Here is a 12,958-nt window from a genome sequence, read left to right as displayed (position 1 = left end):
AAAGGCAGGCAAGTGCTCTCTATTCACCAGCGGATCGCGGCTGAGCTCGGCGTGCGCGACGGGCAGGTGCTCGCGGCCGTCGAGCTGCTCGACGGCGGCGCCACGGTGCCCTTCATCGCCCGATACCGCAAGGAGGTCACCGGCGCCCTCGACGACGCCCAGCTGCGCACCCTGGAGGAGCGGCTGCGCTACCTGCGCGAGCTGGAGGAGCGGCGGACGGCCATCCTGGAGTCCGTCGAGTCCCAGGGCAAGCTCGACGACGAGCTGCGCGCCCAGATCATGGCGGCCGAGACCAAGGCCCGGCTGGAGGACATCTACCTCCCGTACAAGCCCAAGCGGCGCACCAAGGCGCAGATCGCCCGCGAGCTGGGCCTGGAGCCGCTGGCCGACCGGCTGCTCGCCGACCCGTCGCTCGACCCGGCGGCCGAGGCCGAGGGGTTCGTCACCGAGGGCGTGGCCGACGCCGGTGCGGCGCTGGAGGGGGCGCGGGCCATCCTGATCGAGCGCTTCGCCGAGGACGCCGACCTCATCGGGTCCCTGCGCGAGCAGCTCTGGACCCGCGGCCGGCTGGTGTCCAAGGTCCGCGAGGGCAAGGAGGAGGCCGGGGCCAAGTTCTCCGACTACTTCGAGTTCGGCGAGCCGCTCACCAAGCTGCCCTCCCACCGCATCCTGGCGATGTTCCGGGGCGAGAAGGAGGAAGTGCTCAGCGTCACGCTGGAGCCCGACGACAGCCCCGACTACGAGGGCCGCATCGCCACCCGCTTCGGCGTCTCCGACCAGGGCCGGCCCGCCGACCGCTGGCTGAACGAGACCGTCCGCTGGGCCTGGCGCACCCGCATCCTCGTCCACCTCGGCCTGGACCTGCGGATGCGGCTGTGGCAGGCCGCCGAGGACGAGGCGGTCCGGGTGTTCGCCGCCAACCTGCGCGACCTGCTGCTCGCCGCCCCCGCCGGCACGCGCACCACGATGGGCCTCGACCCGGGCCTGCGCACCGGCGTCAAGGTGGCCGTGGTCGACGCCACCGGCAAGGTCGTCGAGACCGCCACCATCTACCCGCACGAGCCCAAGCGGCAGTGGGACCAGTCGCTCGCGGTGCTCGGCGCGCTGGTGCAGCGGCACGGCGTCGAGCTGATCGCCATCGGCAACGGCACGGCCTCCCGCGAGACCGACAAGCTGGCCGGCGAGCTGGTCAAGCACATGCCGTCGGTCACCAAGATCGTGGTGTCGGAGGCCGGCGCGTCGGTCTACTCGGCCTCCGCCTACGCCTCGCAGGAGCTGCCCGACCTCGACGTCTCGCTACGTGGCGCCGTCTCGATCGCCCGCCGCCTCCAGGACCCGCTGGCAGAGCTGGTCAAGATCGACCCGAAGTCGATCGGCGTCGGCCAGTACCAGCACGACCTGGCCGAGACCAAGCTGTCCCGCTCGCTCGACGCGGTGGTCGAGGACTGCGTCAACGCCGTGGGCGTCGACGTCAACACCGCCTCCGCCCCGCTGCTCACCCGCGTGTCCGGCATCGGGTCCACGCTGGCCGAGAGCATCGTGCGCCACCGCGACGCCAACGGCCCGTTCCGCTCCCGTACGGCGCTGAAGGACGTCGCCCGGCTCGGGCCCAAGGCGTTCGAGCAGTGCGCGGGCTTCCTGCGGATCCCCGGCGGGGACGACCCGCTCGACGCCTCCAGCGTCCACCCCGAGGCGTACCCCGTGGTGCGGCGCATCCTCGGCTCGGTCCAGACCGATCTCAAGACGCTGATCGGCAACACCGCGGCGCTGCGCTCCATCAAGCCGCAGGAGTTCACCGACGACACGTTCGGCCTGCCTACGGTCACCGACATCCTGCGCGAGCTGGAGAAGCCCGGCCGTGACCCGCGACCGGCCTTCAAGACCGCCACGTTCAAGGAGGGCGTCGAGAAGATCTCCGACCTCCAGCCGGGGATGATCCTGGAAGGCGTGGTCACCAACGTGGCGGCGTTCGGCGCGTTCGTCGACGTCGGCGTCCACCAGGACGGCCTGGTCCACGTCTCGGCCATGTCCCGCACGTTCGTCAAGGACCCGCGCGACGTGGTCAAGCCGGGCGACATCGTCCGGGTCAAGGTGCTGGACGTGGACATCCCGCGCAAGCGCGTCTCCCTCACGCTCCGGCTGGAGGACGAGACGACCGCCTCCGGCGGCGAGTCCCGCGGCCCCCGCGGCCGCGCCGAGGGCGCACGGGGGGACGGGGGTGCCGGTGGCCAGGCCCGTGGCCAGGGTGCCCGTGGTCAGGGTGCCGATAGTGAGAGTGCCGGTGGTGGGGGCGGTGGCCGGGGTGCCGGCGGTCGCGGCGGGAACGGCCGGAACGGCGGCGGCCGTGGCACGGGCAGCCGTGACGGCGGTGGCGCGCAGGGCCGCGACGGCGGCCAGGGTCGCGGTGGGGGTCAGGGCCGTGACGGCGGCCAGGCCCGTGACGGGCGTGACGGCGGCGCTCGGGGCCGCGACGCCGGCCAGCGTGGCCGCGGCGGCCAGCGCCAGGACCGCCCCGCCCCCTCGGGCGCCATGGCCGAGGCCCTCCGCAAGGCCGGCCTCACGGGCGACAACCGCTGACGTACGGCCGCGGGCGGGTCCGACCACCCCCGGCCGGACGTCCCGTACGAGCCGGGGGCGGGTCCGACCGCCCCCGGCCGGACCGTCCCGTACGAGCCGGCGGCCGAGACCCTCGCGCGACTGGCGGACCTCGCGCGACGGTCTCGGCCTGACCGTGGTCCCGCCCCGCGTCGGCCATGGAGATCCGTGGACTACGGTCGGAGGGTGAGCACTCCAGCGTTTACGACGGCGGTCACCCAGGCGCGTGATCTGCTCAGGTGGCGTTCTCCCCTGCGCACCGAGCTGTGGGCGTCACGGCTCATGGGCGGGCTGGACCCCGCCGACGCGCGCGGGCTCGTGCGGGAGCTGGTGGAGGCGGGCACCCCGGAGGGCCGCCTCACGCTGGCCGCCCTCGCCGCCGTCGCGACCCCCGACGCCGTGGACGCGCAGGCGGATGCCGCGCCCGCCGGCGAGCCGCCCCTCGCCGACCTGTACGCCGCGCACGGCGCCGAGGCCAGGGACGCGTTGCCCGGCTGGGTGGCGCGGATGGGGCAGGTCGAGTGCGACGGAGCCTGGTACGGCAAGGCGGATCGCCACGGCCTGCAGGCGCTCGCCGCCCTCTCCTTCCACTACCGCTCCGGCAAGGAGCCCCACCTGCTCGTCGTCGCCGTCGACCAGGTCAACGGCGGCCTGGCCGTGGACGCGCTGGTGGAGGAGCGCAAGTTCCTCGACGACCTGAGCCTCGAGCCGTCCGAGCCCCGCGCCGTGGCTGGGCGGATCCTGGACGCGGTGGAGCTCACGGACCGCGTCATGGGTGCGGCGGTCGTCGACACGTTCCCGGGCATGCGGCCGTTCGCGCTGGCCCGCGCCCGTTCTGTCCCCGATCCGGTACGGCCGGCTCCCGAGGACACGCTCTCCCGCTTCCACGACCTGCCCGCCCTGCCGGGAGCCGAGGAGGCGTTCGCGAAGCTGGTGGAGTTCATCGGGGATCGTCCCCTGTGGTGGAGTCCGGGGAGGGTGTCGCAGCTCCTCACGTCGTGGCTGCCCCGGGAGGCGATGCTGTCGCCTGACGCGATCGCCGCCATGCCGGACGTGGTGCGCGCCTGGAGCCACTTCGCCGGCGCGGACCCGGAGGTCCTGCGCCAGGTGGACGCCGACGCGCCCCGTCTGGCGGCGCTGATGGCCGACGAGTCCCTGGCGGGACTGGGCAAGCGCCTGGCCCGGAGCCGTCCGCGCGACGAGGACGAGGGCTGACCCCGGCCCTGTGGTCCGATCCCCGTCTCCTCCCACCGGGCAGGCGCGGGGGCGGTGCTGGACGGAGTGGCGGGCGTGGGCGGCTATGCTGCGCAGTGACGTGTACGCCGCCCCCCGGGGCGTGATGAGGGAGATCCGCGCGATGTACAAGGAGTTCGCTGCCGAGGCCGTGGTCTGGGTGGTGCCGATCGTGGTGCTGATCGGCCTGGCCCTGCTCGTCACCTCCTGACATGACGGCCAGGGGCCGAGCCGGTCTCGGACCCCTGGCTTTCCCGCCCGGTCTTCGGACCAGGCCGGCGATACGGCCGGTCGGCCGCAGCGGTAGTACGCCTATCAGCGGTAGTACTCGTAGTGGACGACCGTGCCGGCGCGGGTGTCCCAGCGGATCTCGCCGTCGAGCCACCGGTTCCACATCGACGTCAGCTTGGCGGAGCGCACGGTGCAGCCCGCCCAGCGCTCGCGCTTGGCGCGGATGGTGCCCACATAGTCGTGGCACGAGCCGACCTTGGTCTTGTTGACCTTGAGCCGGGCGGTGAGCGAGACGTCGTACAGGGTCTTGCGCGAGATGTTGGTGATCTGGACCTTGATGCGGCACGTGTCCTTGCACCTGCCGAAGAAAATCTTGTAGCGGATCAGGTGCGCACTGGCGCCCGCATCCGCGGCCGCGGCCGGGACCGGTGCGGCGGACAGGAGCGTGGCGGACAGCAGCGTGGCCGATAAGAGCGTGGCCGAGAGACGGTTGCGCATGGCGCCCCCAGAGGCGACGAGCCCTCGCTTCCCCCGTCAGAAGCGACCTCAGGCCCTTCGATTAACCGTCACGGTCTCGACCGGGTCAACGCCTCACGACGCCCACGCCGTCACGGGGCTCCTCCGCCTGAGCCGCTTCAGCGCCTGCCGCTCCAGCTGGCGGACACGCTCGCGGGTCAGCCCCAGGTGGTCCGCGATCGTCCCGTACGTGGCGGCCTCGCTGCCCGCCAGGCCGTACCGCTGCCGGATGACGAACGCCTCACGGGGCGGGAGCGCGGTGACGAGCGCGCGCAGCTCCGCGCTGAGCGCCCGTTGCTCGGTGAGCTCCTGCACCTGCGGGCCGTTCTCGTCGACGATCATGTCGCCGAGGCTGCTCTCGCTGTTCTCGCCGACCGGCAGGTCGAGGCTGACGGTGTCCCGGGCCAGGCGGCGCAGCGTGGTGACCTCGGCCACCGTGCGCCCGGCGACCTCGGCCAGCTCGGCGTCGCGCGGCTCGCGGCCCAGCTCGACGGCGAGCCGCCGGTCCAGCCGGGTCAGGCGCGACAGCTCCTCGCCGACGTGCGTGGGCAGCCGGACGGTACGGCCCTTGTCGTGGATGCCGCGCTCGATGGCCTGACGGATCCACCACATCCCGTACGTCGAGAACTTGTAGCCGCGCCTGTAGTCGAACTTCTCCACGGCCCGGATCAGCCCGAGGTTGCCCTCCTGGATGGCGTCGAGGAGGGGCAGCCCGCGCTGGGCGTAACGCCGGGCGGCGGCCACCACGAGGCGCAGGTTGGACCTGATGAGCACGTCCTTGGCGCGCAGCCCCTCGTCCCGGATCTCGCACAGCTCGGCGTGGCTCACCGCCTCGTACGCGCCGTCCCGGTGCGGGCGACGGGTGATCAGGTGGCCGGCGTACAGGCCCGCCTCGACGCGCCGGGCGAGCTCGACCTCGTCGGCGGCGGTCAGCAGCGGGATACCGCCGATCTGCTCCAGGTAGACACCAAGAAGGTCGGGCTCGTGGGCCGGCATGCCATCGCGACTACCCCGTGAACGGCGGTGAATTCCCCGGTTCGCTGAGTTCGGCGATGGCCAGCTCGGCCGTGCTGCGGATGTCGAAGAACTTGTCCAGCGCGGTGATCGCGAACAGGTGCTTGCACCTGCCGTTCAGCCCGGCGAGCAGCAGCCGGCCGCCGGACGCGGTGACGGCCTTATGCACGTAGACGAGCACCGACAGGCCGGACGAGTCGCACACCTCGACGCCCTGCATGTCGATGACCAGCATCGGCGGCTGCGTGAGATCGAGCGCCTTGGTGACGCGATCGCGCACTTCGGCGGCTGAGGCGAAATCGAAGTCTCCTGTGAGCCTCGCGATGACGCATGGGCCCTGGAGCCCCAAGCTGATCGACAAGGCTTGCTCCGAAGTCACCCAGCTCCACCTACCCGCGTTGTGTTACCAATCCCGCTACTTTACGCAAAGTAGCTTCTCGGGTTATACACCAGCATTTGGTCGATATGCCGCTGCGCCACGCCCGATTCCAGCAACATTGCCAAGACCTGATCGTGAATGTGATCGTATCGCCAGTTCGGGGCGATGGTGGCCAGGTCGTCGTCCCAGGCCGCGCCGAAGTAGTCCATGAAGCACGCCGTGTCGTGGCTGAGCACCATCCGGTCGGCGTACCCGCGACGGCACAGCTCAGCGATGGTGGCCACGCGCTGCTCGGTCGAGTTGTACAGGTCCAGGCCGAACCGGTCCATGCCGAGCGTGGCGCCCGTGTCGGCCAGGCTCATGAGGTGGTCGAGGTCATTGGAGTCGCCGGCGTGGCCCACGACCACCTTCGTCAGGTCCACGCCCTCCTTGGCGAACAGGTCGAGCGCGATCGTCCCGGTGCGCGCCCCGGCGTTCGTGTGCACGGTGATCGGCGCGCCTGTGCGCAGGTGCGCCTGGGCGACGGCCCGGCAGATGCGCTCGACGCCGGGCGTCAGCCCCTTCTCCTCGACCACGCACTTGAGGAACGCCGCCCGCACCCCGGTGTCGGCGATGCCCACGGTCAGGTCGCGCACGAAGTCCTCCACCATCGGGTCCGGGCCGTCCAGGAGCAGGCCGGGGCCGCGGTGCTCGTACTGGTGCGGCAGCTCCTCGAAGCAGTAGAGGCCGGTGGCGACGACGATGTGCAGGTCCGGCACGCCGGCGGCGACGCGCTGGATGCGCGGGATGTACCGGCCGAGCCCCCACACGGTCGGGTCGACGATGGTCCGCACGCCCTTCGCGGCCAGCGCGTTGAGCTTGCGGATCGCGTCGGCCACGCGGAACTCCTCGTCCCACCAGACGCCCCGGCCGTAGTTCTCCAGGTGCTCGGGCGAGAGGACGAACACGTGCTCGTGCATCAGCGTCTGCCCGAGATCGGCGGCCTCGACGGGGCCCCGCACGGTGGGGACGGGCATGGTCACCTCCATGCCGGCCGGCCGGTACGCGCTCACCCGAGCGCCGCCCACACCGTCCAGGCCGTGCAGGCGCCAACCTAGGCGCGTCCCGGGAGCCGGTCAACGTCCGAACCGGCGAGGCGGGGGAACAGCGGGCGGGGCGCGGGCAGCCGCTCGCCGCCCACGGCCGCCGCCACGCGCGCCGCCGCCGAGGGCAGGAAGGGCTCCAGCCGTACGGCCAGCGTCCGGCAGGCGGCCACCAGCGCGGCCAGCGACGCCTCCCGATCGGCCGGCTCCTGCTGCCACGGCCTGACCCGCTCGACGTACGCGTTCGCCGCCGCCACGATCTCCTGAACCGCCGCGGCGGCCCGCCGGAAGTCGAAGTCCTCCAGCGCCTCGTCCACGAGCGCGCCCGTCCGCTCCTCGACCTCCGCGAGCGTGCGCTCCGCCTCCCCGGCCAGGCCCGGCCGATCTTCCCGATCGGTCACGTGGCCGTCCTGGAAGCGATGGACCATCGTGACGACCCGGTTGACCAGGTTGCCGACGCCGTTGGCCAGGTCCTCGTCCGCGCGGGCGACCAGCCGTTCCTCGGTGAAGTCGGCGTCACCCACGCGCGGCACCTCCCGCAGCAGCCACCACCGCACGGCGTCGACGCCGTAGGCCCGCACGAGCGCCACCGGGTCCACGGTGACCCCGGACGACTTGCTGATCTTGCGCCCGCCGGCCGTCAGGTAGTCGTGGACGACGATGTCGCTCGGCAGCGGCAGCCCCGCCGACAGCAGCATCGCGGGCCAGTACACCGCGTGGAACCGGATCACGCCCTTGCCCACCAGGTGGATCTTGCGGGGCTCCCGCACCCACCAGCGGTCGTAGTCGTCCTCCAGGGCGGTGACGTAGTTGGCCAGGGCGTCCCACCACACGTACACCACCTGATCCGGATCGCCCGGCACGGGGATGCCCCAGCCGCGGGCGCGGGCGGCGGAGCGCGAGACGCTGAGGTCCTCCAGGCCGCCCCGCAGGAACGCCAGCACCTCGTTGCGCCGCGCGGCCGGCTCGACCCGCAGGCACCCGCTCTCGACGAGGTCGATCAGCCGGTCGCCGTAGCGGGACAGGCGGAAGAACCAGTTCTCCTCCGCCACCCGCTGCAACGGCGCCTCGTGCCCCTCCGGGCATGGCCCTTCCGGGTAGAACTGCTCGCAGCCCACGCAGTAGAGGCCCTCGTAGGAGCGCCGGTAGAGGTCGTGGGAGACGGCCTTCCAGATCCGCTCGACGCCCGCCCGGTGGCCGGGATGACGGCTGGTCCTGACGAAGGCGTCGAACGACAGCTCCAGTGGCTCGCGCAGCGCCTCGAAGGCCGCCGCGTTGCGGTCCACCAGCTCCCGCACCGGCACCCCCTCGGCCTCGGCGGCCAGGACGTTCTTGAGCGAGTTGTCGTCGGTGCCGGTCTGGAACCGCACGGGCTCGCCCCGCCCGCGACGGTGGCGGGCGAGCACGTCCGCCTGCACGATCTCCAGGGCGAACCCCAGGTGCGGGCGGGCGTTGACGTAGGGAATCGTGGTCGTGACGTACATCCGGAACCTCCCATGGGGCCGGACATGACGAAGGCCCCGGTCAGCGGGGCCTCGACAGGACGCGGACGATGGACCCCCTAGGGGGCGGTCATCACCGTGCGCAGCGTCATGCCGCCGATCCTAACGCCCCACCCGCCGCGCGGCTCGCCCTTTTCTCCGGCCCGCGTACGTCACGCGTCTCCAGGCTCACGTGCGGCGGTGGACGAGCGCCCGGACGCCTGCCCCCACGGCGAAGACCGCCAGGCCCGCCGCCACGGAGACCGGCGGCAGGGTGGCGGCGAGCAGCAGGCACAGGACGAGCCCCGCCACGGGGACGATCCTGGGCGGGGCGCCCTCCTCCCGCGACAGGGTGAGGGCGGCGGCGTTGGCGATCGCGTAGTACACCAGCACCCCGAACGAGGAGAACCCGATCGCCCCGCGCAGGTCCGCCACCAGCACCAGCAAAACCACCGCGACGCCCACGGCGAGCTCGGCGCGCCGGGGCACCCGCCGTACCGGGTCGACCGCGGACAGCATGTGCGGCAGGTCGCGCTCGCGCGCCATGGCCAGCACCGTGCGGGAGACGCCGAGCACGAGGGCGAGCAGCGCCCCGAGCGCCGCCACCGCCGCGCCGGCCGTCACCACGGGCCGCAGCCCGCCGAAGCCCGCCGCCGTCACCACCTCCGCCAGCGGGGCGCCGGAGGCCGCCAGCCGCGCGTGGCCCAGGACGTGGAGGGCGGCCACGGCCACCAGGACGTAGACGGCGAGCGTGACGCCGAGGGCGATCCCGATCGCGCGGGGGATGGTCCGGCCCGGGTCGCGTACCTCCTCGCCCAGGGTGGCGATCCGGGCGTACCCGGCGAACGCGAAGAACAGCAGCCCGGCCCCCTGGAGCACCCCCCACAGGCCGGGCGTCATCGGGTTCTGCCCGCCCGGGGCAGGTGGGGCGGCGAGCAGGCCGGTGGCGATGACCGCCGCGAGGACGGTCAGCACGAACGCCACCATCACCCGCGCCGCCACGGCGGATCGTTGCACGCCGTACAGGTTGAGCACGGTGACCGCCACGACGGCGGCGACGGCGAGCGGTCTGGCGAGGCCCGGCGCCACGTAGGCGCCGAAGGTCAGCGCCATCGCGGCGCAGGAGGCCGTCTTGCCGACCGTGAACCCCCAACCGGCCAGGTAGCCCCACAGCGGGCCGAGCCGCCGCCGGCCGTAGACGTAGGTGCCCCCGGACTCGGGATGGAGGGCGGCCAGGCGGGCCGAGGACGTGGCGTTGCAGTAGGCGACGACGGCCGCCAGGGCCAGCGCGGCGAGCAGCCACGGCCCGGCGGCGGCGGCCGCCGGCGCGAACGCGGCGAACACCCCCGCGCCGATCATCGCGCTCAGCCCGACGACGACCGCGTCCCCGGTGCCGAGCCGCCGCGCCAGCCCCTCCGCCACGTCGCCCCTCCCTCGACGGGAGCCACTCCGCCCTACGCCGCCTCCGCCCCACGCCGCCGACATTCTCGCATCGGCACAGGACCGGCGGCGGGCGGGTCAGGAGTCCGTGTGCGGGGACGGGACCACCAGGACGGGCCTGGTGGCGTGGTGCAGCACGCGGTCCGACGTGCTGCCCAGCAGCAGCGACCGGATCCCGCCCATGCCCCGCGTGCCCGTCACGATGAGCGTGGCGCCGATGTCCTCGGCCACGTCCACGATCGCCGACCACACGGACAGCGCGTCGGTCGCCACCCGGTGCGTGGCCTCCAGTCCCGCCTCCCGCGCGAGCCTGGCCCCCTCGGCCGCCAGCTCCGTCATGGACTGCTCGATCGCGTCGTCCTCCGCGCTCGTGTCTCCCACCGCGACCACAAGGCCCGCCGACGCGCGCGCCGACGTCATCGCCGCCCGCTCCCACACGGTCAGCACCACGGCCGGCTGCCCCTTCAGCAACGTCCCGGCGAAGGCGATCGCGGCCTTGGCGTCCTCGGACCCGTCATAGGCGATCAGCACGCTCATCTCGACATCTCCTCATCAGATCCGCTCGGTCGGACCGTGCTTCTACCGCTGGGCGGCCGTTTCACGCCTGCCGGGCGGGTAGCTCCTCGTCATGACGGTGACGAGGTTCCAGGATCTGCCGCTGGCCGACCGCGACCGCGCGTGGGACGCCGCCGCGGCCGAGAAGCGGGTGCGGAAGTGGGCGGGCGCGGAGGACGCGCCGACCGACAAGTACCGGCAGGCGCACATCTGGTACGACGGCGACGACGCCGACGAGTTCGGCGCCTACAAGCTGCCGATCGCCGACGTCGTCGGGGGTGAGCTGAAGGTGGTGCCGCGGGCCGTCATCGCCGCGGCCGGGGTCGTGGACGGCGCCAGGGGCGGGGTCCGCCTGCCCGAGGAGGAGGTGTCCCGGGTCAAGGCGCACCTCGCCAAGTACTACGCCAAGATGGGCGACACGCCGCCCTGGGACCGCTGAACCGCCTGCTGGGCCGCCGTCCGGGCCGCCTGCTGGGGCAGTGCCCGCAGCACCGACAGGCCGGCCAGGGCGAGCACACCCAGCTCGGAGACGACCACCACGCGCTGGGTCAGCCCCGCCGGGACCTCGTCGTCGGCCAGCGGGATCCCGCACATCCGCACCACGTAGGGGATCACGACGAGCAGCAGCGCGCCGAGCGCGATCGCGCTCAGCACCCGCACCGCCACCGCGTACCGGGTGCGGGTCCTGGCCCACAGCATCCCGGCCGCCGGCATGGCGAGGAACGCGGCGAAGGCGGCGTACCGGTGGATGCCGCCCGACAGTGACAGCGGCACGCCCGGCCGGTCCGTCGGGAACGCCCCGATGAGGAACATGCTGACCGCCCACGCCACCACCAGCACCACGACGCCGCCGTTCGCGCCGGCCCGGCGCAACCCTTCGGCGGTGAGCGCACCGCCCACGGCGAACAGCGTCAGCGACGTGGGCAGCAGCCAGCCTCCCGGGGCGAAGGCGTACGAGCTGATCACGGTGTGCATCGGGTCGAGCCCGGTTCGCGCGTGCAGGGCCAGCATGGCGCCCGCCCCGGTGCCGATGGTGGAGAGTCCGCTCACAAGCAATGCCTTCATGCTTCAAAGCTCGTGGAATGCGGCGTTGCGGAACATCGGAGATCGGCCCGAACCGGCCCTGAACGTCCCCCTAATACCTTGGTCGGGGCGCCCCTGGGAGAGGGCCGGTGACCTGGGCGGACGTCACCCCGATGGGGAGGGCCTCCTCAGGGTCGGTAGGGCGGGCCTCACCCGGGACGCCCCACCCGGGGATCAGCGGGCCGGGACGTCGAAGTAGGTGCGGATCGTGGTGCCGCCGGCCCGCGTGTGGAGCCGTACGAGATCGCTCAGCAGGTTGACGATGAGCAGCCCGCGCGAGCCCGCGACGCGCGGATCGACCGGCCGGCGGCCGGCCAGCGGGTCGGTGATGTGCCCGGCGTCGCTGACCTCGCACACCAGCCGGCCGTCCTCGACCCAGACCCGGATGTCGCCCGCGCCGCCGCCGTAGTCGAGGCTGTTGGCGCCCAGCTCGGCGACGACCAGGCGGATGTCGTCCAGACGGGTGCCGTCGAAGCCCAGCTCGGCCGCGCGGCCGGCGGCGAGGGTGCGGGCCGCCGCGAAGTTGTCGCGGTCGAAGCGGAGGGCGGCGAAGTCGGCGGGCTCGTCGAAGGGCCGGTTGTGCTCGCGCACGACGTGGTCGGGGTCGTAGGCGGCGCTGGCCCGCTCACCGTCGCCGTCCTGGAGCACCGGGTGGGTCAGCTCGGCCTCGCGCAGAACCTGGGGGTCGAGCCGCTCGGCGTCGTAGGGGCACAGGATCGTGACGTTCCGCCCGGTGAAGGCATGGTTGATCAGCGCCTCGTGCTGCGCGCAGGCGGGGTACTCGGTGGCGCTGCGGCCGGCCCAGATCGGCTCGCCGATGATGCGCACGTGCCTGTCGGTGTGGCGGTCGGCGAAGGAGCGCAGTACCGAGGGGATGATGCGACCGGGGTTGCGGCCCGCCTCCTCCATGTCGAGGAGCAGCACGTCGGCCGCGTCGGAGCCGAGCCCGCCTTCGATGAGCTTGAGATTGGCGGCGGGGACCGCGACGGCCACCGGCTCGTCCGCGGCCAGACCCGCGCGGATGAAGGCCGTCGTGGCAGCGACGTACTCCCGGTCGCCTCGGTAGTAGAGGGCCGGGTGCACGAATGGATCTGCCAGCATCACCTGTCACGGTACCCGCTCATGAGGAGTTCAAGGCACTCCGATGGGTATCCCTCGGTTGTGAAGAGAGCCCAGATCGTGCAACGCCCCCGTCCGGCGCAGCAGCCGGCCCCCCTCGACCTGCGCACTCCGTCCGGCCGGAGGCTGCCGTTCTGAGGCCGGGACCATGTCGGTGACAGGCCTCGGGATGCAGGCGGTGACAGTGGTGTGCAAGCGGTGATCAAGGCAGGGCCCATACTTTCGCTTCA

General features: G+C 73.0%; 13 protein-coding genes. 4 read left to right on the top strand and 9 right to left on the bottom strand.

The window, feature by feature from the left end; all coding sequences use genetic code 11:
* Positions 1–12 precede the first annotated feature (12 nt).
* The 3 genes from ABZS51_RS12680 to ABZS51_RS12670 all read left to right on the top strand — a co-directional run bounded on the left by ABZS51_RS12680 (position 13) and on the right by ABZS51_RS12670 (position 4,039).
* A complete protein-coding gene (locus ABZS51_RS12680; RefSeq protein WP_355439294.1) occupies positions 13–2,577 on the top strand; it encodes a Tex family protein in 2,565 nt (854 codons plus the stop codon).
* A gap of 204 nt (positions 2,578–2,781) precedes the next feature.
* Complete coding sequence (locus ABZS51_RS12675) at positions 2,782–3,810, top strand: hypothetical protein (protein WP_355439291.1); 1,029 nt, start codon at positions 2,782–2,784, stop codon at positions 3,808–3,810.
* 85 nt (positions 3,811–3,895) lie between these two features.
* On the top strand, positions 3,896–4,039 hold the full coding sequence (locus ABZS51_RS12670; RefSeq protein ID WP_310717024.1) for a hypothetical protein: 144 nt from the start codon (positions 3,896–3,898) through the stop codon (positions 4,037–4,039).
* 104 nt (positions 4,040–4,143) lie between these two features.
* Here ABZS51_RS12670 and ABZS51_RS12665 read toward each other — a convergent pair whose 3' ends face one another.
* The 7 genes from ABZS51_RS12665 to ABZS51_RS12635 form a co-directional block, all read right to left on the bottom strand.
* Complete coding sequence (locus tag ABZS51_RS12665) at positions 4,144–4,557, bottom strand: hypothetical protein (RefSeq protein WP_310717026.1); 414 nt, start codon at positions 4,555–4,557, stop codon at positions 4,144–4,146.
* A 93-nt stretch (positions 4,558–4,650) separates the two neighbouring features.
* Positions 4,651–5,571, bottom strand: coding sequence for a sigma-70 family RNA polymerase sigma factor (locus ABZS51_RS12660; protein WP_355439288.1), 921 nt, complete (start codon positions 5,569–5,571; stop codon positions 4,651–4,653).
* A gap of 10 nt (positions 5,572–5,581) precedes the next feature.
* Positions 5,582–5,968, bottom strand: a complete 387-nt coding sequence (locus tag ABZS51_RS12655) for an STAS domain-containing protein (protein WP_310717030.1) — start codon at positions 5,966–5,968, stop codon at positions 5,582–5,584.
* A gap of 41 nt (positions 5,969–6,009) precedes the next feature.
* Entirely contained in the window at positions 6,010–6,984 is a 975-nt protein-coding gene (locus ABZS51_RS12650; protein ID WP_355439285.1) for a phosphotriesterase-related protein, read from the bottom strand.
* A 77-nt stretch (positions 6,985–7,061) separates the two neighbouring features.
* Positions 7,062–8,534 (bottom strand): methionine--tRNA ligase, encoded by a 1,473-nt coding sequence (metG, locus tag ABZS51_RS12645; protein ID WP_355439282.1) that lies wholly within the window; start codon positions 8,532–8,534, stop codon positions 7,062–7,064.
* Positions 8,535–8,720: 186 nt separating this feature from the next.
* Positions 8,721–9,953: an APC family permease gene (locus ABZS51_RS12640; protein WP_355439279.1), complete on the bottom strand. Its 1,233-nt coding sequence runs from the start codon at positions 9,951–9,953 to the stop codon at positions 8,721–8,723.
* A gap of 96 nt (positions 9,954–10,049) precedes the next feature.
* Positions 10,050–10,508 carry a universal stress protein gene (locus ABZS51_RS12635; RefSeq protein WP_310717037.1) on the bottom strand — a complete coding sequence of 153 codons (459 nt, stop codon included), beginning with the start codon at positions 10,506–10,508 and terminating at the stop codon, positions 10,050–10,052.
* A 91-nt stretch (positions 10,509–10,599) separates the two neighbouring features.
* On the opposite strand from ABZS51_RS12635, the gene ABZS51_RS12630 reads away from it, so the two are divergent.
* Positions 10,600–10,965, top strand: coding sequence for a hypothetical protein (locus tag ABZS51_RS12630; RefSeq protein ID WP_310717040.1), 366 nt, complete (start codon positions 10,600–10,602; stop codon positions 10,963–10,965).
* Here the strand turns inward: ABZS51_RS12630 and ABZS51_RS12625 are convergent.
* Complete coding sequence (locus tag ABZS51_RS12625; RefSeq protein WP_355439275.1) at positions 10,926–11,591, bottom strand: DUF998 domain-containing protein; 666 nt, start codon at positions 11,589–11,591, stop codon at positions 10,926–10,928. The two genes, ABZS51_RS12630 and ABZS51_RS12625, sit on opposite strands and share 40 nt — an antisense overlap.
* 192 nt (positions 11,592–11,783) lie before the next feature.
* A complete protein-coding gene (locus tag ABZS51_RS12620) occupies positions 11,784–12,710 on the bottom strand; it encodes an anti-sigma factor RsbA family regulatory protein (RefSeq protein WP_355439272.1) in 927 nt (308 codons plus the stop codon).
* Positions 12,711–12,958 lie beyond the last annotated feature (248 nt).

Origin of the sequence: Nonomuraea sp. NPDC005501, assembly GCF_040605905.1 — a bacterium.
Lineage (GTDB): Bacteria > Actinomycetota > Actinomycetes > Streptosporangiales > Streptosporangiaceae > Nonomuraea.
The sequence above is the reverse complement of the archived record's forward strand: the minus strand, read 5'-3'. Positions and strand labels throughout refer to the sequence as shown.

Coding starts and splice junctions, on each gene's coding strand:
- ABZS51_RS12660 (WP_355439288.1), bottom strand. CDS start 5,571: ATGCCGGCCCACGAGCCCGACCTTCTTGGTGTCTACCTGGAGCAGATC.
- ABZS51_RS12670 (WP_310717024.1), top strand. CDS start 3,896: ATGCTGCGCAGTGACGTGTACGCCGCCCCCCGGGGCGTGATGAGGGAG.
- ABZS51_RS12630 (WP_310717040.1), top strand. CDS start 10,600: ATGACGGTGACGAGGTTCCAGGATCTGCCGCTGGCCGACCGCGACCGC.
- metG (WP_355439282.1), bottom strand. CDS start 8,534: ATGTACGTCACGACCACGATTCCCTACGTCAACGCCCGCCCGCACCTG.
- ABZS51_RS12665 (WP_310717026.1), bottom strand. CDS start 4,557: ATGCGCAACCGTCTCTCGGCCACGCTCTTATCGGCCACGCTGCTGTCC.
- ABZS51_RS12650 (WP_355439285.1), bottom strand. CDS start 6,984: ATGCCCGTCCCCACCGTGCGGGGCCCCGTCGAGGCCGCCGATCTCGGG.
- ABZS51_RS12635 (WP_310717037.1), bottom strand. CDS start 10,508: ATGAGCGTGCTGATCGCCTATGACGGGTCCGAGGACGCCAAGGCCGCG.
- ABZS51_RS12620 (WP_355439272.1), bottom strand. CDS start 12,710: ATGCTGGCAGATCCATTCGTGCACCCGGCCCTCTACTACCGAGGCGAC.
- ABZS51_RS12625 (WP_355439275.1), bottom strand. CDS start 11,591: ATGAAGGCATTGCTTGTGAGCGGACTCTCCACCATCGGCACCGGGGCG.